General features: G+C 38.6%; 24 protein-coding genes. 17 read left to right on the top strand and 7 right to left on the bottom strand.

The window, feature by feature from the left end:
• Positions 1-324 precede the first annotated feature (324 nt).
• The 11 genes from rpmH to rlmC all read left to right on the top strand — a co-directional run bounded on the left by rpmH (position 325) and on the right by rlmC (position 9,720).
• Positions 325-459 carry a 50S ribosomal protein L34 gene (gene rpmH / locus EL215_RS10230; RefSeq protein WP_005539760.1) on the top strand — a complete coding sequence of 45 codons (135 nt, stop codon included), beginning with the start codon at positions 325-327 and terminating at the stop codon, positions 457-459.
• A 12-nt stretch (positions 460-471) separates the two neighbouring features.
• A complete protein-coding gene (gene rnpA, locus EL215_RS10225; protein ID WP_049369437.1) occupies positions 472-840 on the top strand; it encodes a ribonuclease P protein component in 369 nt (122 codons plus the stop codon).
• Positions 795-1,058, top strand: a complete 264-nt coding sequence (gene yidD / locus EL215_RS10220; RefSeq protein ID WP_126471950.1) for a membrane protein insertion efficiency factor YidD — start codon at positions 795-797, stop codon at positions 1,056-1,058. The genes rnpA and yidD overlap by 46 nt, the downstream gene beginning before the upstream one ends.
• On the top strand, positions 1,058-2,686 hold the full coding sequence (gene yidC / locus EL215_RS10215; RefSeq protein ID WP_126471948.1) for a membrane protein insertase YidC: 1,629 nt from the start codon (positions 1,058-1,060) through the stop codon (positions 2,684-2,686). Before yidD ends, yidC begins: the two co-directional genes overlap by 1 nt.
• Before the next feature lie 127 nt (positions 2,687-2,813).
• Positions 2,814-4,172 carry a tRNA uridine-5-carboxymethylaminomethyl(34) synthesis GTPase MnmE gene (gene mnmE, locus EL215_RS10210; protein WP_126471946.1) on the top strand — a complete coding sequence of 453 codons (1,359 nt, stop codon included), beginning with the start codon at positions 2,814-2,816 and terminating at the stop codon, positions 4,170-4,172.
• A gap of 10 nt (positions 4,173-4,182) precedes the next feature.
• Positions 4,183-4,740 carry a manganese efflux pump MntP gene (locus EL215_RS10205; RefSeq protein ID WP_126471944.1) on the top strand — a complete coding sequence of 186 codons (558 nt, stop codon included), beginning with the start codon at positions 4,183-4,185 and terminating at the stop codon, positions 4,738-4,740.
• A 67-nt stretch (positions 4,741-4,807) separates the two neighbouring features.
• Positions 4,808-6,685, top strand: coding sequence for a peptidylprolyl isomerase (gene ppiD, locus EL215_RS10200; RefSeq protein ID WP_126471942.1), 1,878 nt, complete (start codon positions 4,808-4,810; stop codon positions 6,683-6,685).
• A 100-nt stretch (positions 6,686-6,785) separates the two neighbouring features.
• Entirely contained in the window at positions 6,786-7,136 is a 351-nt protein-coding gene (hinT, locus tag EL215_RS10195; protein WP_005695575.1) for a purine nucleoside phosphoramidase, read from the top strand.
• Complete coding sequence (locus tag EL215_RS10190; RefSeq protein ID WP_126471940.1) at positions 7,136-7,483, top strand: putative periplasmic lipoprotein; 348 nt, start codon at positions 7,136-7,138, stop codon at positions 7,481-7,483. The genes hinT and EL215_RS10190 overlap by 1 nt, the downstream gene beginning before the upstream one ends.
• 3 nt (positions 7,484-7,486) lie before the next feature.
• The gene (nagZ, locus tag EL215_RS10185; protein ID WP_126471938.1) at positions 7,487-8,530 is read left to right on the top strand and encodes a beta-N-acetylhexosaminidase; all 1,044 of its coding nucleotides are present in this window, start codon (positions 7,487-7,489) and stop codon (positions 8,528-8,530) included.
• Positions 8,527-9,720, top strand: coding sequence for a 23S rRNA (uracil(747)-C(5))-methyltransferase RlmC (gene rlmC, locus EL215_RS10180; protein WP_126471936.1), 1,194 nt, complete (start codon positions 8,527-8,529; stop codon positions 9,718-9,720). The genes nagZ and rlmC overlap by 4 nt, the downstream gene beginning before the upstream one ends.
• 460 nt (positions 9,721-10,180) lie before the next feature.
• On the opposite strand, the gene arsB is transcribed toward rlmC, so the two are convergent.
• From arsB to EL215_RS10140, 7 genes are all read right to left on the bottom strand, one after another.
• Complete coding sequence (arsB, locus tag EL215_RS10170) at positions 10,181-11,221, bottom strand: ACR3 family arsenite efflux transporter (RefSeq protein ID WP_126471934.1); 1,041 nt, start codon at positions 11,219-11,221, stop codon at positions 10,181-10,183.
• Positions 11,222-11,286: 65 nt separating this feature from the next.
• Positions 11,287-11,568: an ArsR/SmtB family transcription factor gene (locus tag EL215_RS10165; RefSeq protein ID WP_126471932.1), complete on the bottom strand. Its 282-nt coding sequence runs from the start codon at positions 11,566-11,568 to the stop codon at positions 11,287-11,289.
• 542 nt (positions 11,569-12,110) lie between these two features.
• On the bottom strand, positions 12,111-12,944 hold the full coding sequence (locus EL215_RS10160; RefSeq protein ID WP_164757085.1) for a metal ABC transporter permease: 834 nt from the start codon (positions 12,942-12,944) through the stop codon (positions 12,111-12,113).
• Positions 12,937-13,788, bottom strand: coding sequence for a metal ABC transporter permease (locus tag EL215_RS10155; RefSeq protein WP_126471930.1), 852 nt, complete (start codon positions 13,786-13,788; stop codon positions 12,937-12,939). The genes EL215_RS10160 and EL215_RS10155 overlap by 8 nt, the downstream gene beginning before the upstream one ends.
• Positions 13,789-13,791: 3 nt before the next feature.
• Positions 13,792-14,688, bottom strand: a complete 897-nt coding sequence (locus tag EL215_RS10150) for a manganese/iron ABC transporter ATP-binding protein (protein WP_070582499.1) — start codon at positions 14,686-14,688, stop codon at positions 13,792-13,794.
• On the bottom strand, positions 14,688-15,569 hold the full coding sequence (locus tag EL215_RS10145) for a metal ABC transporter substrate-binding protein (RefSeq protein ID WP_126471928.1): 882 nt from the start codon (positions 15,567-15,569) through the stop codon (positions 14,688-14,690). Before EL215_RS10145 ends, EL215_RS10150 begins: the two co-directional genes overlap by 1 nt.
• Positions 15,570-15,722: 153 nt before the next feature.
• Entirely contained in the window at positions 15,723-16,598 is an 876-nt protein-coding gene (locus tag EL215_RS10140) for a D-alanyl-D-alanine carboxypeptidase family protein (RefSeq protein WP_049363744.1), read from the bottom strand.
• Positions 16,599-16,899: 301 nt separating this feature from the next.
• Between EL215_RS10140 and EL215_RS10135 the strand changes: the two genes are divergently transcribed.
• The 6 genes from EL215_RS10135 (at position 16,900) to EL215_RS10110 (ending at position 22,789) form a co-directional block, all read left to right on the top strand.
• A complete protein-coding gene (locus tag EL215_RS10135) occupies positions 16,900-18,048 on the top strand; it encodes a dual-specificity RNA methyltransferase RlmN (RefSeq protein WP_049357003.1) in 1,149 nt (382 codons plus the stop codon).
• Positions 18,049-18,117: 69 nt separating this feature from the next.
• The gene (gene pilW / locus EL215_RS10130; protein ID WP_126471926.1) at positions 18,118-18,660 is read left to right on the top strand and encodes a type IV pilus biogenesis/stability protein PilW; all 543 of its coding nucleotides are present in this window, start codon (positions 18,118-18,120) and stop codon (positions 18,658-18,660) included.
• A gap of 67 nt (positions 18,661-18,727) precedes the next feature.
• Positions 18,728-19,750 (top strand): RodZ domain-containing protein, encoded by a 1,023-nt coding sequence (locus EL215_RS10125; RefSeq protein ID WP_126471924.1) that lies wholly within the window; start codon positions 18,728-18,730, stop codon positions 19,748-19,750.
• Positions 19,751-19,768: 18 nt separating this feature from the next.
• Positions 19,769-20,875, top strand: coding sequence for a flavodoxin-dependent (E)-4-hydroxy-3-methylbut-2-enyl-diphosphate synthase (ispG, locus tag EL215_RS10120; RefSeq protein ID WP_005695590.1), 1,107 nt, complete (start codon positions 19,769-19,771; stop codon positions 20,873-20,875).
• 9 nt (positions 20,876-20,884) lie between these two features.
• On the top strand, positions 20,885-22,156 hold the full coding sequence (gene hisS, locus EL215_RS10115) for a histidine--tRNA ligase (protein ID WP_126471922.1): 1,272 nt from the start codon (positions 20,885-20,887) through the stop codon (positions 22,154-22,156).
• Between the two features lie 18 nt (positions 22,157-22,174).
• Entirely contained in the window at positions 22,175-22,789 is a 615-nt protein-coding gene (locus EL215_RS10110) for a YfgM family protein (protein ID WP_126471920.1), read from the top strand.
• The last annotated feature ends 13 nt before the right edge of the window (positions 22,790-22,802 follow it).

Here is a 22,802-nt window from a genome sequence, read left to right as displayed (position 1 = left end):
GATAAATTATCCTTATATTGTATGCGCATAAATAAGAGCTAAAAACCACAAAAGTGTGGTTAAAAATCGAAAGGGATTTTACAATAATTTAGATAAAAGATCTTCTGTCAGGTGTTAAAAAAAGACAAAAAGGTTACTTGAGATTTTATCCAAAACTCGTATAATCCCCTCCGATTTTAAAAGAAAGCGAAGATTATTTCGGAATTTTCTCTTTTCTTATTTGACGAAAGCCCAATTTATGATTAGAATTGCGGTCTATTTTTATAACCCTTGTTGTGTTTTGGCTATCAAAACAATAAACCATTTTGATTTAGGTAGATTATAATGAAACGTACATTTCAACCTTCTGTATTAAAACGTAGCCGTACTCACGGTTTCCGTGCTCGTATGGCAACTAAAAACGGCCGTCAAGTTTTAGCTCGTCGTCGTGCTAAAGGTCGTAAGAGTTTATCTGCATAATCACCTCTTTTAGTGATTAAGCTAAACTTCTCTCGGGAGTTACGATTGTTAACTCCCACTCAATTCAAAAATGTCTTCGAACAACCGTTTCGAGCAAGCACCCCTGAAATTACCATTCTCGCACGCAAAAATAATCTTGAGCACCCACGCTTAGGTTTAACTGTGGCTAAAAAACATCTTAAACGAGCGCATGATCGTAATCGTATCAAACGTTTAGTTCGTGAAAGTTTTCGTTTATCCCAACATAATTTGCCTTCTTGTGACTTTGTCTTTGTAGCGAAACGTGGCATTGGTCAGCTTGATAATAAAACGTTTTTACAAACTTTGGATAAATTATGGGCACGTCACATTCGTTTGGCACAAAAATCCTCATCGCTTTAATTAAGTTTTATCAAGTAGCGATTAGCCCTTTAATCGGGCCCCGTTGTCGTTTTGTGCCAACCTGTTCTTGTTATGGTGTTGAGGCGTTAAAAACACATGGATTGTTAAAAGGTAGTTGGCTTACGCTAAAACGTGTATTAAAATGTCACCCCTTAAGCGCCGGTGGATTCGATCCTGTTCCGCCGAAAAAGATTAATAATAACGATGAGAAAAAATAATGGACTCAAGACGTAGCCTATTAGTGCTTGCACTACTCTTTATTTCTTTCCTTGTTTATCAGCAATGGCAACTTGATAAAAATCCACCGGTTCAACAACAGACCACGGAACAAACAACAACCGCCTCTTCTGATGTACCGGCAAGTTCTTCTTCATCTGCCGAAGTAGTGGCAGACTCACAGACCAAAGGTCACATTATTACATTAGAAAATGATGTATTCCGTTTGAAAGTGGATACATTAGGTGGTGATGTAATCAGTTCTGAATTATTAAAATATGATGCAGAATTAAATTCAAAAGAACCTTTCGTTTTATTAAAAGATACAAACGAACATGTTTACATTGCACAAAGCGGCTTAATCGGTAAAAACGGGATCGATACAAAAGCAGGTCGCGCGCAATATCAAGTTACGGGTGATAATTTCAAATTAGCAGAAGGTCAAAATGAACTTTCTGTACCACTGACATTTGAAAAAGATGGTGTCACTTATCGTAAAATCTTTGTATTAAAACGCGATAGCTATGATGTAGGTGTTAACTTTGAAATTGTGAACCAAAGTGGTAGCGCAATTGAAGTTGAACCTTACGGCCAATTAAAACATACATTAGTTGAAAGCAGCGGTAACGTGGCAATGCCTACTTATACCGGTGGTGCGTATTCTTCTTCTGAAACAAATTACAAAAAATATAGCTTCAGCGATATGAAAGACAAAAATCTTTCTATCGATACCAAAGCAGGTTGGGTTGCTGTTTTACAACACTATTTTGTATCTGCTTGGATCCCAAATCAAGATGTAAATAATCAACTTTATAGTATTACAGACAGCAAAAATAACGTTGCGTCTATTGGTTATCGTGGTCCAGTAGTATCTGTTCCAGCGGGTGCAACAGAAACAATTACCAGCTCATTATGGACTGGTCCAAAATTACAAAACAAAATGGCTGAAGTGGCTAATCACTTAGACTTGACCGTAGATTACGGTTGGGCATGGTTCATCGCAAAACCATTATTCTGGTTATTAACGTTCATTCAAAGTATTGTATCTAACTGGGGTGTGGCAATTATTTGTGTCACTTTAGTGGTGAAAGCGATTTTATATCCGCTTACAAAAGCACAATACACTTCTATGGCGAAAATGCGTATGTTGCAACCAAAAATACAAGAAATGCGCGAACGTTTTGGTGATGATCGCCAACGTATGAGCCAAGAAATGATGAAACTTTACAAAGAAGAAAAAGTAAATCCACTTGGCGGTTGCTTACCATTAATCCTTCAAATGCCAATTTTTATCGCATTATACTGGACGTTTATGGAAGCGGTTGAACTGCGTCATGCGCCGTTTTTTGGTTGGATTCAAGATTTATCGGCACAAGACCCTTACTACATTCTCCCAATCTTAATGGGTGGATCAATGTTCCTGTTACAAAAAATGTCACCGACGCCAGTTGCAGATCCAATGCAACAAAAAGTGATGAACTTCATGCCGTTGATCTTCATGTTCTTCTTCCTCTGGTTCCCGGCAGGTCTCGTACTTTACTGGTTAGTATCTAACTTAATCACTATTGTACAACAACAAATGATCTACCGTGGTTTAGAGAAAAAAGGGTTACATACCCGTAAAAAATAGCAGATAGAAGGCATCGAAAGATGCCTTTTTTCTATCATTGATTGATATATAATCTCATGGGCGTATTAATGCGCCCTCTCATTTTTTAATCGCAGATAAAAGCGCGGTCAATTTTTAGTGAGTTTTTATGAAAGAAACAATCGTCGCACAAGCGACAGCGCCAGGACGTGGCGGTATTGGTATTTTGCGTGTATCCGGTCCGAAAGCGGTTGAGGTTGCACAAGCGGTACTAGGTAAATGTCCTAAACCAAGAATGGCAGATTATTTACCTTTTAAAGATGCTGACGGCACAGTATTAGATCAAGGCATTGCGCTTTATTTTAAATCGCCGAATTCCTTTACCGGTGAAGATGTATTGGAATTGCAAGGTCATGGCGGACAAGTGGTATTAGATTTGTTGCTAAAACGAATTTTACAACTTGATGGTGTTCGTCTTGCACGTCCAGGTGAATTTTCTGAACAGGCTTTTTTAAACGATAAATTAGATTTAGCTCAAGCAGAAGCGATCGCGGATTTAATTGATGCCACTTCGGAGCAAGCTGCTCGTTCAGCATTAAAATCATTACAAGGTGAGTTTTCTAATAAAGTGAATCAGTTAGTGGATTCCGTGATTTATCTGCGTACTTATGTGGAAGCGTCGATTGATTTCCCCGATGAAGAAATTGACTTTTTGGCAGACGGTAAAATCGAAGCAAAATTACGAGAAATTATTGATCAACTTGATTTAGTCCGTAGCGAAGCAAAACAAGGCTCGATTTTGCGTGAAGGAATGAAAGTGGTGATTGCCGGTCGTCCAAATGCGGGTAAATCAAGTTTACTAAATGCTTTAGCAGGCAGAGAAGCAGCCATTGTGACAGATATTGCAGGTACAACGCGCGATGTGTTGCGTGAACATATTCATATTGATGGCATGCCTTTACATATTATTGATACGGCAGGGCTTCGTGAAGCGACAGATGAAGTTGAACGTATCGGCATCTCGCGTGCCTGGACGGAGATTGAGCAAGCTGATCGTATTATCTTAATGTTAGACAGTAGCGATCCTGATAGCCAAAATATCGAAAAAGTGCGGTCAGAATTTTTATCAAAATTGCCAAATAATATGCCAGTGACCATTGTTCGTAATAAAGTAGATTTAAGCGGCGAGGCAGTTGGGCTAAAAGAAGAAAATGGAACAACGACCGTTTGTTTATCAGCTCAAACACATCAAGGTGTAGATTTATTGCGTGAGCATTTAAAACAGGTGATGGGTTTCCAAACAGGGATGGAAGGTGGTTTCTTAGCGCGTCGTCGTCATCTTGATGCCTTAGAAAAAGCGGCCGAACATTTACAAATTGGGTTAGTTCAATTAACTGAATTTCATGCAGGTGAATTATTGGCGGAAGAACTTCGTTTAGTGCAAGCTAACCTGAGTGAAATTACGGGGCAATTTACTTCGGATGATTTGCTCGGCAATATTTTCAGTTCTTTCTGTATTGGAAAATAAACGTTAGTTTATGACTTTTCATATGTTGTGGGTCATTGCTCTTGGTCTTTCGATGGATGCCTTTGCCGTATCCATCTCTAAAGGCTTAGTAATGTGCGCTTTTCGATGGAAACAAGCATTAGCTATTGCATGTTGCTTTGAGTTATTTCAAGGCATTATGCCTGTGATAAGCTATGTTATCGGGCTGCAATTTAGTCAGATGATTCAAAATTGGGATCATTGGATTGCCTTTGTTTTGTTTGCTCTCATCGGTGTGAATATGATTCGAGAAAGACTTAGCTCGGATGATGAACTCGCTCCCTCATTGATTAGTTTAAAACACTTGCTAACACTTGATGTGGCAACGAGTATTGATGCGTTAGCCATCAGTGTCTCTTTTGCTTTTCTTTCCGTGGACATTTTATTGGCTGTCTTCATCATAAGTTTAACAACCTTTGTCATCGCTTTTATTGGTGTAAAGAGCGGTCATTTTTTAGGGAAAAAATTCAAAAGCAAAGCAGAGATTTTTGGCGGTTTAGTGTTATTAGTCATGGCTGAGAAAATCCTACACGAACATGGTGTTTTTTAAGTGCGAATTTTCGCCTTTTAGATTATAATCTTACGAAATTTGTCTTTTTTAAAAGGGTAATAATTGAATGTTAATTGAAAAAATGCATGGCATCGCCCATAGCTTTATCGGAAAAGCGATCTTTGCTTTAATTCCAGTTTCATTTTTGATTGGTGGGATGTCAGGTTATCTGTATAGCAGTAATGATAGTTTTGCGGCAAAAGTAAATGGCGAAACCATCTCTCAACAAGATTTCTTAAATCGTTATAACCAAGAGTTTGAAGCGCGAGCACAACAAGAAGGCGAGAGTTTCTTAGCGAAAACTGACTCTGTGGAATTTGTGACAGCACTTCGTCAAAATTTAATTCAACGTTTAGTAGATCAAGAATTAATTCGTCAATACGCGAAAGAATTAAAATTAGGTGTTAGCGATGACATGATCAAACGTGCGATTGTAAGCGATCCTAATTTACAATCTAACGGTAAATTTGATAACACTCGTTATCAACAATTATTGACTCAAAATGGTTTAACGTCAGATACTTATGCAGCTATTTTACGTAATGCATTAACACTTGAACAAATGCAAAACGGTTTGGCTGACAGTGAATTTGTTGTGCCGGCTCAAGTAAAAGATAGTGCCCAAACCTTTTTCCAAAAACGTATCGCTCGTCTTGCAACCCTTCCATTAGCCGATGAAGTGGCAAAACAAAAGGTGACAGAAGAAGAAATTAAAGCGTATTACGATGCGAATGCGAAATCACTTGTTCAACCTGAACAGGCGAAAGTGCAATATATTCGCGTTTCAGCGAATGAATTAGGTAAATTACAACCTGTCACTGAAACACAAATTGCGCAATATTATCAAGAAAATAAAGCGCAATTTATTAGCCAAAAATTAGCACATATCCAATTAGCCACTGAGAAAGAAGCGGATGCGGTTTATCAAGAACTGCAAAAAGGCGCTGATTTTGCTGAGTTAGCAAAAGCGAAATCTGTGGACAAACTTTCTGGTGCACAAGGCGGTGAATTAGGTTGGGTAAAAGACAACGAATTACCGAAAAACTTTGAAGATGCAGCATTATTATTAAATGTTGGTCAATATAGTACACCAGTTAATGTGGATGGGGCTTACCATATTATTTTAGTGCAAGATCGTAAAGAACGTACTTTAGGCGAAGTAAAAGAGCAAATTGCGGATACCGTACGTAAAAATCTAGCAGGAAGTCGTTTCCAAGCGGTAGAAAAAGCGGTTCGTGCAAAAGCGGCAGAAAGCAGTGATTCTTTAGCTGCGGTAGCAGAAGCAGCAGGCGTGAAAGTCGAAGAAACAGATTATTTTGGTAAAAATAATGTCCCTGCGGCATTAAATTTCCCAAATGTGACTTCTGCCATTTTTGAATCAGATATTTCAAACGGCGGTGCAAATTCTGAGCCATTAATTGTTGGTGAAAATGAATTTGTTGTAGTACGTGTCGTTGATCATAAAGCTGAAGGTTTACAAAGCCTTGATGAAGCTAAATCAACGATTGAGCAATTCTTAAAACGTGAAAAAGCCGATAAAGTATTAGCTGAAAAAGCAGAGCAAGCCGTTAAAGCGCTATCTGCCGAACTAACCAAATTACCTGCCGGTATTCGTTTTGGTGACCCACAAACCTTTACGTTAGTGGATAATAAAGATCCAGTGCTTTATGAAGGTGTATTTGCTATTGCAAAACCACAAGATGGCAAAGCGGCTTATCAAGTTGCTCGTAACAGCAAAGGTGATGTGGTTGTGGTTGCCCTTGAACGTGTAGAAGAACCTACTTTAAATGAGCAAGAGTTAGCGAGATTTAGCACTCAACTTGTTCGTGCACGTCAAGGCGAATTGCAAGGACAGTTAATGCAAGCATTGCGTGAAAAAGCACAAATCGAGATTAATACCAGCTTTATTAATCAAGATGATTCAGAAGAAGGTGCGGCTCACTAAGCCGATTGAAATGTCATTCATCATCAATTTCTGATGGAAAATAAAAGCAAAGTGCGGTAAATTTTGACCGCACTTTTTTATATAAAACAAGGAGAAGACTATGGCTCAAGAAACCATTTTCAGCAAAATTATTCGCAAAGAAATTCCCGCCAATATTGTTTATCAAGATGAATTAGTGACCGCATTCCGAGATATTTCACCTCAGGCGAAAACTCATATTTTGATTATCCCAAATAAAGTCATTCCAACGGTTAATGATGTGACAGAACAAGATGAAGTCACCTTAGGTCGCTTATTTACAGTCGCGGCTAAAATTGCTAAAGAAGAAGGCATTGCCGAAGACGGTTATCGTTTGATTGTGAATTGTAATAAACACGGTGGACAAGAAGTATTCCATATTCATATGCATCTTGTTGGTGGTGAACCTTTAGGTAGAATGTTGGCGAAATAATGAAAAATATCCTAATTACAGCAACGGTATTATTTTTAACGGCTTGTTCATCTGCACCAAATATTGTGGGAACAAATAAGCCAATTTTAAATATGGCGGTAAATTTAGTACCCGCTTTAGATGTTGATTTGTCGAATAATACGGCAGCTTTTAAAAATAAAACTACGCAAAAACTCAATGTGCTTTACCACCTTTATTGGTATAACACACAAGGTGTAACGCAAGTTTGGCCGAATCAGCAAGAAAGCCAATCAGGCAATATTTTATTGCAACCACAAGAAAAGAAAGTGTTTGAGCTACCAAAACCAAGCACAGAAAGTAGCAATTATCGTCTTTACTTACAATAGTTTATGTCCACATTATTAATTGACCTTGAATGTCATGAGCTCAAACAAGAAGAAGTTGAATTACTGGAACATCCTTTAGTTGCTGGTTTGATTTTATTTACCTGCAATTTTTATGATCGTCAGCAAGTTCAAGCACTAATTAAATCCATTCGCCAGAGAGTAAAAAAGCCTTTATTGATCACGGTTGATCAAGAAGGTGGGCGCGTGCAACGTTTCCGTGAAGGTTTCACTCAGCTCCCCGCAATGCAGGCTTTTGCGGCATTAGTTAAGGATTCAGCTCAGCAACAGCAAATAGCAAAAGAAGCGGGCTGGCAAATGGCGGCTGAAATGGTGGCGTTAGATATTGATTTGAGTTTTGCTCCTGTGTTGGATTTGGGGCATGAATGTCGTGCGATTGGCGATCGTAGTTTTGGCAGTGATGTAAAAAGTGCGGTCAATTTAGCAGCAGCTTTTATTGATGGTATGCACCAAGCAGGCATGGCAACAACAGGAAAACATTTCCCAGGACACGGCCATGTTTTAGCCGATTCTCATCTTGAAACGCCTTATGATGAGCGTGCAAAAGAAGTGATTTTTAATCATGATATTTTGCCATTCCAGCAATTCATTCAACAGAGTAAGCTTGATGCGATTATGCCGGCTCACGTGATTTATACACAATGTGATAGCCAGCCAGCAAGCGGTTCGAGTTATTGGTTAAAAGAGATTTTGCGTAAACAGTTGGGCTTCCAGGGGGCGATTTTCTCTGATGATTTAGGCATGAAAGGCGCAGGCTTTATGGGCGATTTTGTGGCTCGCAGTGAAAAAGCCTTGAATGCTGGTTGTGACTTATTATTGCTTTGTAATGAACGAGAAGGTGTCATTCAAGTGCTTGATAAGCTTAAGTTAGAGGAAACAACGGCGCATTTTGCAGCACGCCAAGCTCGCTTGAAATCGCTCTTTAAACAGAAATCCTTTGATTGGTCAGAACTCACCAAAACTTCACGTTGGGTTGAAAATCATCAAAAACTGACCGCACTTCAACAAGAGTGGCGTGCTTCTAAATGATTGATTGCCATCATTATAAAAAAGGCGATTGCCGTTCTTGTCAATGGCTTGAAATGCCTTATGAACAGCAACTTGCCAAGAAAGAAGAGCATCTAAAACAACAACTTGCCAAATTAGATTGTGATGATTTAATTTGGCATCCGCCTTTTTATTCCTCTGAGTCAGCTTTTCGTAATAAAGCTAAAATGGTTGCGAGTGGCGCGGTGGAACATCCCATTTTAGGTATTTTACAAGACCCGAATGATCCACAAAGTGCGGTAGATTTATGTGATTGTCCGCTTTATCCACAACGCTTTGCTGAACTCTTTCCGATTCTAAAGGATTTTATTGGACGCGCGGGTTTAGTCCCTTATAACGTAGCGAAACAAAAAGGTGAACTGAAATATATTCTGCTTACAGAAAGCCAACATACAAAAAAATTGATGTTGCGTTTTGTATTGCGTTCAGAAACTAAGTTGCCTTTAATTCAACGTGAATTTGCAGGGCTATTGGAAAAATTACCACAACTTGAAGTGGTGAGCGTGAATATCCAACCTCAACATGCCGCAATTTTAGAAGGTGAGAAAGAAATCTTTTTAACGGACCAGCACACCTTATCAGAAAGCTTTAACGGTATTCCGTTGTTTATTCGACCTCAAGGTTTCTTCCAAACGAATCCACTTGTAGCACAAGGGCTATATGCAACGGCACAAGATTGGGTGCAAGATTTGCCGATTACTAAACTTTGGGATCTCTTTTGTGGCGTTGGAGGGTTTGGTCTGCATTGTGCCAAAGCTTTACAGGATAAACATCAACAAGAAGTAGAATTGACGGGGATTGAAATTTCGCCATCTGCTATTCAAGCAGCGACTCAATCCGCTCAGGTGTTAGGGCTAAACAACGTTAAATTCCAATCTTTGGATGCGGCTAATTTTGCTTTAACACAAGATGAAAATAAACCCGATTTGGTGATCGTCAATCCGCCTCGTCGAGGTATCGGAAAGGAACTCGCTGAGTTTCTCAATGAAATGCAACCGCACTTTATTCTTTATTCCAGCTGTAACGCAATTTCTATGGGAAAAGATTTGCAGCATCTAACCAATTATAAACTTACTCAAATTCAATTATTTGATATGTTCCCGCATACAGCGCATTATGAGACGCTAGCATTATTGTCCAAACTTAATGTCGATGAACATATAAGTGTTTAAATAGAGCTTGATGAACTTGATTTGACAAGTGCTGAGAGCAAGGCTACTTATGAGCAAATTAAAGAGTGTGTACTGAGGAAATTTGGATTTAAGGTTTCTACATTGTATATAGCACAAATCAAAAAGAAATGTGGAATTGTACTGAGGGAGCATTATAATAAATCGCAAAAAGAGAAACAGGTTATTCCACATGTAAACCTGAAAAAGAAGAAGCTATCATGGATGCGTTAAGACATTTCAAAATGATTTAAGCGCAAGGTCGCTTTGGTTTTCTTGGCAATCCTTTCACCTCCTAATGGGTATAAGAAAAGCCCTGAAGATTTCCCTCCAAGGCTTATATTATATTTCTTGCTGATTATATAGTATCCCAGACTATAGATGGACATTCTAGGACATATATCTGATCTAGCATTTTGTAAATTAACACTACTTGATTGTTGTTAGCAGTTTTAACTCATATTCAACGATTAAATTTATTTTCCATAGAATTGGCAAACTTTACCAAGGCTAACATAACAGGAACTTCAACCAGAACACCTACTACAGTTGTTAGCGTAGCTCCTGATACTAGCCCAAATAGGGATATAGAAACTGCAACGGACAGCTCAAAAAAGTTAGATGCACCAATCATGCCACATGGCGCTGCAATTGAATATGGTAGCTTTACTAAATATGCCATGAAAAATGTTATTGCAAATATAAACAAAGTTTGAATTATCAAAGGAATTGCAATAAGGATAATATTTAGTGGCTGATCCAATATCTTCTGTCCTTGAAATGAAAATATTATAATTAACGTCAACAATAATCCCATCGTAGTGTATTTATCAAATGCAGGGATAAAAGCTTTATTTAGGTAGTCTTCCCCTTTATTTTTAATGATTATACTTCTAGTTACCATGCTTAAAATAAGAGGAACAACAATAAATAATACAATAGACAATAAAAGTGTTCCCCATGGAATATTTATATCTCCAACCTTTAATAAGAAGCTCACAATTGGTATATATGCAATCAAAATAATTAAGTCGTTACTCGCTACCTGTACTAAGGTATAACCACTATCACCTCTTGTTAACTTGCTCCATACAAATACCATTGCGGTACATGGTGCAGCGCCGAGTAAAACCGCCCCAGCTAAATATTCTGATGCCAATTCCTTATTAATAAATCCTTTATAAATAATAAAGAAAAATAAGGAAGCGATTAAATACATGGTGAGTGGCTTAATGATCCAATTTACAAACCATGTAATAAATAGACCTTTAGGATTTTTTCCTATGTTTTTTATACTTTTAAAATCAATTTTCAACATCATTGGATAAATCATTATCCAAAGTAAAATTGTTGTTGGTATAGACACGTTGTAGAACTCAAATTTTCCTAACCAATCTGGAATAGTAGGAAAATATTTCCCAATAAATATGCCTATTACCATACAAATTAACACCCAAAAAGTCAGGTTTTTCTCAAAAAAACTAATTCCATTTATTTTCTTCATTTTTTCCCTCCTTTCTTCAATTTTTTTGATATGAAGAGTATTTTTTTAGTTACCCTTAAGGGTAACTAATTTCTTGCTGTAGATGATAAAAACATCTGTATTATTTTTTGTCTTCCTTGATCAGATATCGTGTAGTAAACCCACTTGCCTTCTTCTCTTGCTATAACAATTCCTGACTCTGTCAATATTTTCATATGATATGACAAGCCTGATTGTGTTAAATCTAGCTTTTCTAGTAAAACACAGGCACATTCTTCCCCATTTTTTAATAAATCTAATATCTCTAGGCGAATAGCCACTGAAAAGGCTTTAAATATCTTTGCAGTTTTTACTAAATCTCTGTTCATAAAAGCCCTCATATCAAATTATTTTGATGTGTTTGTTGTATCACTAATTGTTCTTCTTGACAAGTCTTATTTCGAGAGATATCAAAAATGCTTTTGAATAATCTTGTCATCTTATATTATTGTAATTAATGTTAGTTTCTTTTATGTACATACTTGTATCATAGAACATATAAGTTTATAGAATGACCTTACAAGCATCATCTATTATTTTTATCAGACATCTAAAATCCTCAAGAACTATTTGTAATACGAATCGGATTTTCTGGAACTTTCATCGTTTCAAGTGCCTTTTTATGCCACTTCCTTATCATTCTTGCATCAACAAATAGAATTTCTCCGATATGCTTCTAAGTATAGTTATGAAGATAGCGATGCATCAAAACCATCTGTTCGTCTGTATCTTTGATTTAAATATTTCTCCCAAAATGTGTTCAAAATATTGACAGAATTCCAGTTTGGACAATGATGAGCAAGTTGAAGTACTGACATTGCAGGAACTCAATTCCTAATAAAAAAGCTAACATCTTTGTTAGCTTTTTTAGTTAGAAATTTAACCGCACTTTTATTTTGCTATAAACTAGGGCAATTAAGAAAAATACGGCCTGTAACAAAATAATGCATGCACCAGTGGAGGCATCAAAATGATAGCTAAGTAGCACGCCTAGTAGGCTTGCAGTCACAGCGCTGATAATCGCGATAACGAGCATTTTATCGAAGCGATTCGTCAGTGTGAGAGCAGTAATGCCTGGTGCAATTAGCATGGCTACAACCAAAATAACCCCAACGACTTGCATCGTACTCACAATAGTGAGCGCAAGCAGGGTGAGTAGTCCATAATGCAATAATTTAGGCGAGAGACCGGCAACACGAGCATGGCTCGGATCAAAGCAATAAAGTAGAAAATCACGACGTTTTAATCCAAGTAAAATAAAAATGATTAAGGCGATGATAGCCGTTTGAATCAGCTCTTCTCGGCTTACACCCAATACGTTACCGAATAAGATGTGGGTGAGATGTTGTGATGTTTGGATTTTAGTGAACAGCACCAACCCAATGGCAAACATCCCTGAAAATACAATCCCCATCGCGGTATCTTCTTTGATACGGCTGTTTTCTTTTAAATAACCCACCCCTAAGGCACAGACAATACCAGAGACAAATGCACCAATCACTAATGGAATACCGGCTAAAAAAGCTAAGACAATACCTGGCAGGACAGCATGGGAAATGGCATCGCCCATCAATGACCATCCTTTCAATACTAAATAGCAAGAAAGTAGCGCACAGATCACGGCAACCACTAATGCGGTGAGTAGCGCATTTTGCATGAAGGCAAATTGAAATGGCTCAACGAAAATAGTGAATATTTCACTCATGGGCCACCGCCTTACGTCGTTTTTGACTCGTTAATCCGTATTTAGGTGAGAATAGAAAAGCCAATAAAAATAATAAGGTTTGTAATGTTACGATGACACCACCTGTTGCACCATCTAAATAATAGCTTAAATAGACACCAACGAAACCAGTGATTGCGCCTAATGCTACAGCAATTTTGATCAGAGTTTTGAATTTGTCAGTAAGTAAATAGGCAGTTGCGCCTGGTGTGATTACCATCGCAATCACTAAAATCGCTCCGACAGTTTGTAATGCTGCAACGACACAAGCACTCAAGAGTGTAAAAAAGAGAATTTTGTAAAACAGTGGTGAAAGTCCAACTGTAATTGCTTGCGTTTCATCAAAGAAAATCAGTAACAGATCCTTCCAAAAAATAAGCAATAAGACCAAGCAAATTAACATAATGATGGCTACTTGATAAATATCTTCATCAGCAATACCAAGGATATTGCCGAGAATAATATTTTGCACGTTTATTGAAGTTGGATTCAGAGAAATAATCAACAATCCCAAGGCAAAGAATGTGCTGAAAATAAAGCCGATAACAGCATCTTCTTTGAGTTTAGAAATGGATTTGATCCATAAAATGGAAAGTGCGGCCAAAATGCCGGCAAAAAAAGCACCTAAAGCATAGGGGAGTGAAAAGGCATAAGCTATCGCCACACCCGGAACCACGGAATGAGAGAGCGCGTCGCCAATTAATGACCAACCTTTCAACATTAAATAGGCAGAAAGAAAGGCACAAATGCCACCAACTGCGGCACTTATCCACATGGCTTTTTGCATATATTCATAGGAGAAAGGTTCCAGTAAATATTCAAGCATGACTTATTCCTTGTCAGACGGAGGTAGACGACAGGATTTTACAGCCGTTGCGGGTGGATCATTTTTGGTTTCACCATAGAAGACAACAGGACGTTCATCATCCGTAAGCACGGTGACAGCACGTTTATCTTCATCATTATGCAGATCTTCACCTAATAATTTGATGTGTCGTAATACACCACCAAAGACTTTTTCCAAATTATGCTGATTAAATGTATCTTCTGTTTTACCGGCTGCAATCACAGTACGGTTAATCATCACTACTTGGTCACAGAAGTCTGGTACAGAGCCTAAATTGTGGGTAGAGACTAAAATTAAATGGCCTTCAGCACGTAATTGGCGAAGGAGTTCCACAATGGCATTCTCAGTTTTAACATCTACACCTGTAAAAGGTTCATCGAGTAAGATAATCTTACTTTGTTGTGCTAATGCTCGAGCCAAAAATACGCGTTTTTTCTGTCCACCAGAAAGCTCGCCGATTTGTCGTTCAGCTAAATGCTCGATGTTTACTCGTTGCATCGCTTCGAGCACTTTTTGTTTATCTTCCGCTTTTGGAATACGCAAAAAGTTCATATAGCCATAACGCCCCATCATGACAACATCATAAACGGAGACTGGAAATTGCCAATCGACTTCTTCCGCTTGCGGCACATAGGCAACCAAATTTTGTTTCAATGCTCGATTAATTGGCAAACCACAAAGCGCAATATTGCCTTGCTGTGGCTTGATTAAGCCCATGATGCTTTTGAATAGCGTTGATTTTCCGCTCCCATTTACGCCGACAAGAGCACAGATGGTTCCCCCTTGTAATGCAAAGGTAACATCATAAATTGCAGTGTGCCCGTTGTTGTAACGCACGGTTACATCATTAACGGAAATAGAAGCGGAAAGTTCAGTCATTATTTTTCAAATCCTTTGACTATGGTGGATACAGTGACATTCAGTAAGTCAATATAAGTTGGTACAGGACCGTCAGCGGCAGAAAGAGAATCGACATAAAGCACGCCGCCGTATTTAGCACCGCTTTCTTTCGCTACCTGTTGAGCAGGTTTGGCTGACACGGTACTTTCACTAAATACCACTGGAATATGATTTTTTTTCACTAAATCGATAAGTTTACGTACTTGTTGAGGCGTACCTTGTTGTTCTGCGTTAATTGGCCATAAATAGCCTTCTTTGAGATCGTAATCTTTCGCTAAATAACTAAAGGCGCCTTCACTGGTCACTAACCAACGTTGGTCGGCAGGAATTTTTGAGAGTTTTTCACGTAAAGGTTTATCGAGCTGTTTGATTTTTTCTGCATACGCTGCTGCATTTTTTTGATAAGTATCAGCATTTTGCGGATCGTATTTAACTAATGCATTTTTAATATTTTCGACATAAATCAACGCATTAGATGGCGACATCCAAGCGTGTGGGTTAGGGGCATCTTTATAAGGGCCTTCATAAATAGAAAGTGGCGTGATGCCTTCGGTTACCACAACGGCTGGTTTGTCTTTGATATTTTGGAAGAAACGCTCAAACCAACGCTCTAAATTTAATCCGTTCCATAAAATTAAATCAGCAGATTGAGCTTTTACAATATCTTTAGGGGTCGGTTCATACTCGTGAATTTCTGCACCAGGTTTGGTGATAGATTCCACCGTCGCGGCATCGCCCGCAACATTTTGTGCGATATCCTGAATAACCGTAAATGTGGTCACCACTTTAAATTTCGCTTCGGCTTGTAAAGCTGCTAAACCTAGAGCGATAACAGATAGGCTTTTAAATAAATGCTTCATTAGATCTCCTTAAAAATAATGATTGATTAGCATTCTGCAGAATAATATCATTTTTTATAAGATTTTCAAATGAAAATAATTATCAAATCGATAGGTGATTAAAATTAAAAAGCGGAAAATTTTGTGCAAAATTGACCGCTCTTTTTGAAATGATTAACCACCAACTTGTTGGATTAGGCGATCCATACCCGCTTCATCATAGCCTTCTTCATATTGGGCTTCATCAACGGTAAAGTTGTGCATGCTACGCCCTGCGATACAACCGTATTGTTCCAATTTTCCTTTAGTAAAGTTAGTACGAAACGCTGATGAATGGTTATTTAAACTGATCACCCCAATGGTCGCGCGATTACATGGATTTTTATTCACAAAGACTAAATTATAACCAGATTCGCGAATATAACCGGTTTTATTAATTGCCGCATCAAACACTTCTTCACGCACTAATTTATTGGTGTTTTTAACAAAAACGCTACGTCCGCCAGCTTGAATGAAAGCACTTGGCATATTCGAGAGGTTTTTGATTTGTGCTTTGTTAAGAGAGTATTTAGCCAGTTTTACGAGATCCATCACACTTGAAATGTTGCTGTCGGATAAACCAGAACTATCTGAAAAGCGGGTAGAGCGCATACCTAATTCTCTCGCTTTCTCATTCATTTTTTGGATAAATTGCAAACGGCTCATGCCTGCAGAGCGAGAAAGGGCGTGAGCAGCATAGTTATCAGAATGAACGAGCATCGCTTTTAATAATTCATTACAAGAAATTGGCGTGTATTTTGGTAATTTTGTATGTGTGCCTTTAATGTAATCGTAATCGTCGTCAGTAATCGATGCAGTACAATTTGCGTTTCGATTATTTTCAAGAAACACATTTGCAGTCATTAACTTGGTGACGGATGCGATAGGTTGAACGTGATTCGGTGAGCTACTTTCGAGCACGCGATCATGGGTGAAATCATACACGACATAAGATTGTGCTGTTGCCATTGCTGGCACTAAACACAATACAGAAAGCACTTTTTTTAACATATCTTTTAATATAGCCAACTTAGAGAATAAAACAAAGCTTACATTCTATCAGTTTTTGTAAGGGTTTGGGATGTGTGAAAGAGAAAAAATTAAAGTTTTTTCACCGCACTTTTTTCTTTTGTTTTTTTGATTTTTGCGATAGCGATCGCAAAGAAGTGCGGTCAAAATTTTCTTTGTTTTTCAAATCTGCTAGCTTATCCGTCGGTAAATCTGTAGAATCTCGGTTCATTTTTTATATGCGAATTTTTTGTTACTCAATTCTGAGTAACATCATCGCCGTAATGTGTAATAACGAGGCTTTATGTTAGAACAACCCCTTTCATCCGAAATGAACACAAAAAAGATTAACTTAATGGATTTAACGCGTCAGCAGATGCGTGAGTTTTTTGCTGAATTAGGCGAGAAACCATTTCGTGCGGATCAATTAGTGAAATGGATTTATCATTTTGGCGAAGATAACTTCGACAATATGACCAATATTAATAAAAAATTACGAGAAAAATTAAAAGCGGTCGCGGAAATTAAAGCGCCAGAAGTGGCAGTTGAACAACGCTCTGCAGATGGCACCATTAAATGGGCGATGCAGGTAGGTGAACAGCAAGTTGAAACGGTCTATATTCCTGAAGCAGATCGTGCGACACTTTGTGTCTCTTCTCAAGTAGGCTGTGCCTTAGCTTGTACCTTCTGTTCGACAGCACAGCAAGGCTTTAATCGTAATTTAACGGTGTCTGAAATTATTGGTCAGGTTTGGCGTGCATCAAAAATTATTGGTAATTTTGGTGTGACAGGGGTTCGTCCGATTACCAATGTGGTGATGATGGGCATGGGTGAACCATTGTTAAATGTAGCTAATGTTGTACCTGCAATGGAAATTATGCTAGATGATTTTGCGTATGGATTATCTAAACGACGCGTGACGTTATCCACTTCAGGTGTTGTGCCAGCACTCGATATGTTACGTGATAAGATTGATGTAGCATTAGCGATTTCACTTCACGCACCGAACGATGAATTACGTGATGAAATTATGCCGATCAATAAAAAATACAACATCAAAATGTTGATGGATTCGGTACACAGATACTTAGAGGTATCGAATGCTAACCATGGTAAAGTGACTATTGAATATGTGTTATTAGATCACGTGAATGATGGCACAGAGCATGCGCATCAATTAGCTCAAGTGTTAAAAAATACCCCGTGTAAAATCAACTTGATCCCATGGAACCCATTCCCAGAAGCGCCTTATGGTAAAAGCTCAAATAGCCGTGTTGATCGTTTCCAAAAAACCTTAATGGAATACGGCTTTACGGTAATTGTGCGCAAAACTCGTGGTGATGATATTGATGCAGCTTGTGGTCAGTTAGCGGGGGATGTGATCGATCGAACAAAACGTACAGCAATGAAACGTAAGTTTGGCGAAGGTATTGACGTAAAAGCGGTTAACTAAGCTAAATAGAGCAATACTTGTAAAGGGAAAATGGCCTGGAGAAGAGTGATAAGATAGAGGAGTGATAAGATGAAATTAATCCCAATTAACATTCTAAGTGCGGTCATTTTTCCTTTTGTTTTTTCTGCTTGTGTTTCTCAGTCTTCTGTTGATTTTAATAAACAACAAGCAGCAAAAGCGCGCGTTGAATTGGCATTAGGCTATCTTCAACAAAATGATTTCGTTCAAGCAAAACTGAATTTAGATAAAGCTTTTGAACATGATGACCGCTATTATCTTGTGCACTCGGCACTTGCGCATTTTTATCAATTACAAGGCGATACGGAAAAAGCGAAGCAAGCTTATTTACAGGCGATTAAGCTAGACGATAAGCAAGGCGATGTGTATAACAACTTTGGTGCATTTTTATGTGGGCAAGGTGAGTTTGAACAAGCTTATTCACAATTTAATGCAGCACTTGCTGCACCCAATTATTATCATCAAGCTGATACTTACGAAAACATGGCACTTTGTGCTTTTGCTGCAAAACAAACCGATGCTTATCAACAGGCATTGGAGAAATTACGCCAAGTTGATCCTTCTAGAGCGGAAAAGCTCCGTTCACTCAAATAATCATTGCCAAAAGCCCCTTTCGACTTTAGAATTTAGCATTTAGTTTTCCATTTTTGTTTGGGTGCTTATGAATACAATTGTCGAACCAATCGAAATATCCTTTGGTGATAAACTTCGCAAGACGCGAGAATCCTTAAACTTATCTTTAGAAGATGTAGCAAAAGCAACGTCTTTGCGTCCAAATATTTTAGAAAAGTTAGAGAATAATGAGTTTGTACAAAAAAATGTACCTGCTACTTTTCTAAAGGGTTATCTTCGTAGCTATACTAAATTTTTGCGTATTCCTGAAAGCGAATGGGCAAATTTAGATTTTGGTGAAGTACCTAAAAATGATTTAGATAAAAATATGCGGACAATGCGTTCAGTTAATCAATATGCTCCTCATGGTCGCTGGGTTGGGTTATTAACTTCGCTTGTTTTACTTATTGTGGTTGGAATGACCGCATTATGGTGGTGGCAAAATTATCAAAAATCAAATGAAGAGCGTGATAATTTAGTGCAAACTTACGTTGAAAAAGAAAAAACAGCAGAAGTGCCGGTAACTCATTTGAATGAAATTCCTGTCGTGGTAAATAGCCATCCTACTGTGTCAACCAATAGAACTGTGTCTGTAACGGAAGCAACAAATAATGCCGTTGTTGAACCAGTTGTTTCAACGACTCAAGAAAATCAAGCTAAAACAGTAAACGCAGATGTTTCAACCGCAGCAACTTCAGCGCCTACTGTTGAACAAGCTCAAGCACCGGTTGTGGAACAAACGTTACCTAATACAGAACCAACAACAGAGAAAACTATACCAGATATACAAAGTGCGGTTGAAAATCCTGCTATTTCTGAAGCTCAAACTACAGCGAAAGGCGATCTCGTTATTGAGATCACGAAAAATTCAAGTTGGATTAGTGTGAAAGACCAAAACCGTAAAGTATTAGCGCAAAAAGAATATAAACAAGGTGAGATCTTAACCTTTAATGGCGATAAATATGCGTTAATTATTGGGGCGCCGGGTAACGTTCGCATTACTTATAAAGGCGAAGCGTATCCGCTTACAGTTGATGGCCGAGTGGCTAAATTTAAATTACCAAAACCTTAACGAATAATTTACGAAAAAATGTCAGCAGTAAAACCTACGATCAAACGTCGTGAATCGACAAAAATTTATGTGGGCAATGTACCAATCGGTGGAGATGCACCGATTGCCGTACAATCCATGACAAATACTCGCACAACTGATGTTGAAGCAACCGTTGCGCAGATTAAATCTTTGGAACGTGTCGGTGCAGATATTGTGCGCGTTTCTGTGCCAACTATGGATGCCGCCGAAGCCTTTAAAATCATTAAACAACAAGTGAATGTGCCATTAGTGGCAGATATTCATTTCGACTATCGCATTGCGTTAAAAGTCGCTGAATATGGGGTGGATTGCTTACGTATTAATCCAGGCAATATCGGTCGTGAAGATCGTATTCGTGCTGTGGTGGATTGTGCGCGTGATAAAAATATCCCGATCCGTATCGGTGTCAATGCAGGCTCATTAGAAAAAGATATCCAAGAGAAATTTGGTGAACCAACACCAGAAGCCTTATTAGAATCAGCCTTACGCCATGTTGAGATTTTAGATCGTTTAAACTTTGATCAATTTAAGGTGAGCGTAAAAGCATCCGATGTCTTCCTCGCGGTGGAATCTTACCGTTTACTCGCCAAAGCCATTAAACAGCCATTACATTTAGGTATTACAGAAGCAGGTGGTGCACGTGCGGGTTCAGTGAAATCAGCGATTGGATTAGGAATGTTGTTAGCAGAAGGCATTGGTGATACCTTACGTGTCTCTTTAGCTGCCGATCCTGTAGAAGAAATCAAAGTTGGTTTTGATATTTTGAAATCGTTACGTATTCGTTCTCGCGGGATTAACTTTATTGCTTGTCCAACTTGCTCTCGCCAAGAGTTTGATGTGATCGGCACGGTGAATGCACTGGAGCAACGTTTAGAAGATATTATTACCCCAATGGATGTGTCTATTATTGGTTGTGTGGTAAATGGCCCAGGTGAAGCATTAGTGTCTGACCTAGGTGTTACCGGTGGTAATAAGAAAAGTGGCTATTATTTAGATGGCGAGCGTCAAAAAGAACGTTTCGATAATGACGCGATTATTGACCAATTAGAAGCAAAAATTCGTGCCAAAGTTGCACAACAAGATCCAAAAAATCGAATTATTTAAGGAAGACTCGTGGCAAAAAATATTCAAGCAATTCGTGGGATGAACGACTGTTCCCCAACTGAATCTCCACTTTGGCAATGGATTGAGGGGCAGGTTCGCCAAATTTTAAGTAGCTACGGCTATTCAGAAGTGCGTATGCCAATCGTGGAAAGTACGCCATTATTTGCTCGTGCAATCGGTGAAGTCACAGATGTCGTCTCAAAAGAGATGTACACGTTCTGGGATAATGATGAACAATTAACACTTCGTCCGGAAGGTACGGCAGGATGCGTGCGTGCTGCGATTGAACACGGTTGGATTTACAACAATGAACAACGTTTATGGTATATGGGACCAATGTTCCGTCATGAACGTCCACAAAAAGGTCGTTACCGTCAATTCCACCAAGCAGGTGTCGAAGTATTTGGTATCGCAACCCCTGAAATTGATGCTGAGTTAATTATTTTAACGGCACGTTTATGGAAAGCCTTAGGTATTGATCAACATGTTTCTCTTCAATTAAATTCGATTGGTTCATTAGAAGCACGTGCAAACTATCGTTCTGCATTAGTAGCCTTCTTAGAAAATCACCAAGATTTAATGAGCGAAGAAGAGAAAGAACGTCTTGTAAAAAATCCCTTACGTATTTTGGATACTAAAAATCAAGCATTACAAGATGTATTGGACGGTGCACCAAAATTATTGGATTATTTAGACGATGAAAGTCGCGAGCATTTTGCGCAGTTATGTGGTCTATTAGATGCGGTTGGTATTCAATATGAAATTAATCCCAAATTGGTTCGTGGTTTAGACTATTATAATAAAACCGTATTTGAATGGGTGACTTCAGCATTAGGTGCGCAAGGCACGGTATGTGGTGGTGGACGCTATGACGGCTTAGTTGAACAACTTGGTGGTCACGCAACAAGTGGTGTTGGTTTCGCAATGGGCTTAGAGCGTTTAGTGCTGCTCGTTCAAGAAGTGAATAAATCGATTCCGGTAAAAAGTGCGGTAGATATTTACGTTGTTTATCAAGGTGAAGGTACAACATTAGCCGCATTCCAACTAGCGGAAAAACTTCGCTCAGAATTACCGCACTTAAGCACAATGTTGCATTGTAGCGGTGGCAACTTTAAAAAACAATTTAAACGCGCAGATAAGTCTGGTGCGACTCTAGCCCTTGTACTTGGCGAAAGTGAAGTGCAAAATAATCAAGTTGTGGTAAAACATTTACTTGGCGTAGCAGAGCAGCAAACTATTGATGTGGCCAATGTGATTGAACACGTAAAAGCCCAATTTTAATTTTAGAAGGATAGGAAAATGGCATATACCATTGAAGAAGAACAAGAACTTAACCAGTTAAAAGAGTGGTGGAAAGACAATGGCAAAACCATTATTGCCGCTTTTGTTCTCGGTGTAGGCGGGATGTTGGGCTGGCGTTATTGGCAGTCTTATCAAGCCAATCAAATTATGCAAGCGTCTGCTGAATATGATGCGTTAGTTTATACTGCAAACAAAGATGCCGCCGCACAACAAACTAAAGTGGCTGAATTTGTGAAAGCGCATGATAAAACCAGCTATGCGGTATTTAGCTTACTCGATGAAGCAAAAGGTTTTGTTGCAAAACAAGATTACGCCTCTGCTGAAAATAGCTTAAAACAAGCGATTGCTCAATCACAAGATGATATCTTAACTTCTCTTGCAGCGCTTCGTTTGTCTGCCGTGCAATTCCAACAAGGTCAATTTGATGCAGCATTAGCAAGTCTAAATCAAGTGAAAAGCCAAGGCTTTAGTGCACGTAAAGATCTTTTAGCGGGCGATATTCAAATCGCAAAAGGCGATGTGAATGGTGCTAAAGCAAGCTTTGAGAATGCACAAAAAAGCGGTAACCCGTTAGAAAAACAAATGGCGCAGATGAAATTAAATAATCTGTAATATTTTAATTAGC

The sequence above is a fragment of the Haemophilus parainfluenzae genome (assembly GCF_900638025.1).
GTDB classification, from domain to species: Bacteria; Pseudomonadota; Gammaproteobacteria; order Enterobacterales; family Pasteurellaceae; genus Haemophilus_D; species Haemophilus_D parainfluenzae_J.
This window is presented reverse-complemented; position numbering and strand designations above follow the sequence as displayed.

What these genes read in the sequence shown, in the direction of transcription:
- hinT (WP_005695575.1), top strand. Translation starts at nt 6,786, where the DNA reads ATGGCTCAAGAAACCATTTTCAGCAAAATTATTCGCAAAGAAATTCCC.
- ispG (WP_005695590.1), top strand. Translation starts at nt 19,769, where the DNA reads ATGTCAGCAGTAAAACCTACGATCAAACGTCGTGAATCGACAAAAATT.
- EL215_RS10150 (WP_070582499.1), bottom strand. Translation starts at nt 14,688, where the DNA reads ATGACTGAACTTTCCGCTTCTATTTCCGTTAATGATGTAACCGTGCGT.
- yidC (WP_126471948.1), top strand. Translation starts at nt 1,058, where the DNA reads ATGGACTCAAGACGTAGCCTATTAGTGCTTGCACTACTCTTTATTTCT.
- EL215_RS10110 (WP_126471920.1), top strand. Translation starts at nt 22,175, where the DNA reads ATGGCATATACCATTGAAGAAGAACAAGAACTTAACCAGTTAAAAGAG.
- EL215_RS10190 (WP_126471940.1), top strand. Translation starts at nt 7,136, where the DNA reads ATGAAAAATATCCTAATTACAGCAACGGTATTATTTTTAACGGCTTGT.
- rlmC (WP_126471936.1), top strand. Translation starts at nt 8,527, where the DNA reads ATGATTGATTGCCATCATTATAAAAAAGGCGATTGCCGTTCTTGTCAA.
- yidD (WP_126471950.1), top strand. Translation starts at nt 795, where the DNA reads ATGGGCACGTCACATTCGTTTGGCACAAAAATCCTCATCGCTTTAATT.
- EL215_RS10140 (WP_049363744.1), bottom strand. Translation starts at nt 16,598, where the DNA reads ATGTTAAAAAAAGTGCTTTCTGTATTGTGTTTAGTGCCAGCAATGGCA.
- EL215_RS10160 (WP_164757085.1), bottom strand. Translation starts at nt 12,944, where the DNA reads ATGAGTGAAATATTCACTATTTTCGTTGAGCCATTTCAATTTGCCTTC.
- EL215_RS10145 (WP_126471928.1), bottom strand. Translation starts at nt 15,569, where the DNA reads ATGAAGCATTTATTTAAAAGCCTATCTGTTATCGCTCTAGGTTTAGCA.
- EL215_RS10155 (WP_126471930.1), bottom strand. Translation starts at nt 13,788, where the DNA reads ATGCTTGAATATTTACTGGAACCTTTCTCCTATGAATATATGCAAAAA.
- EL215_RS10125 (WP_126471924.1), top strand. Translation starts at nt 18,728, where the DNA reads ATGAATACAATTGTCGAACCAATCGAAATATCCTTTGGTGATAAACTT.
- arsB (WP_126471934.1), bottom strand. Translation starts at nt 11,221, where the DNA reads ATGAAGAAAATAAATGGAATTAGTTTTTTTGAGAAAAACCTGACTTTT.
- mnmE (WP_126471946.1), top strand. Translation starts at nt 2,814, where the DNA reads ATGAAAGAAACAATCGTCGCACAAGCGACAGCGCCAGGACGTGGCGGT.
- EL215_RS10135 (WP_049357003.1), top strand. Translation starts at nt 16,900, where the DNA reads ATGTTAGAACAACCCCTTTCATCCGAAATGAACACAAAAAAGATTAAC.
- pilW (WP_126471926.1), top strand. Translation starts at nt 18,118, where the DNA reads ATGAAATTAATCCCAATTAACATTCTAAGTGCGGTCATTTTTCCTTTT.
- nagZ (WP_126471938.1), top strand. Translation starts at nt 7,487, where the DNA reads ATGTCCACATTATTAATTGACCTTGAATGTCATGAGCTCAAACAAGAA.
- EL215_RS10165 (WP_126471932.1), bottom strand. Translation starts at nt 11,568, where the DNA reads ATGAACAGAGATTTAGTAAAAACTGCAAAGATATTTAAAGCCTTTTCA.
- EL215_RS10205 (WP_126471944.1), top strand. Translation starts at nt 4,183, where the DNA reads ATGACTTTTCATATGTTGTGGGTCATTGCTCTTGGTCTTTCGATGGAT.
- rpmH (WP_005539760.1), top strand. Translation starts at nt 325, where the DNA reads ATGAAACGTACATTTCAACCTTCTGTATTAAAACGTAGCCGTACTCAC.
- ppiD (WP_126471942.1), top strand. Translation starts at nt 4,808, where the DNA reads ATGTTAATTGAAAAAATGCATGGCATCGCCCATAGCTTTATCGGAAAA.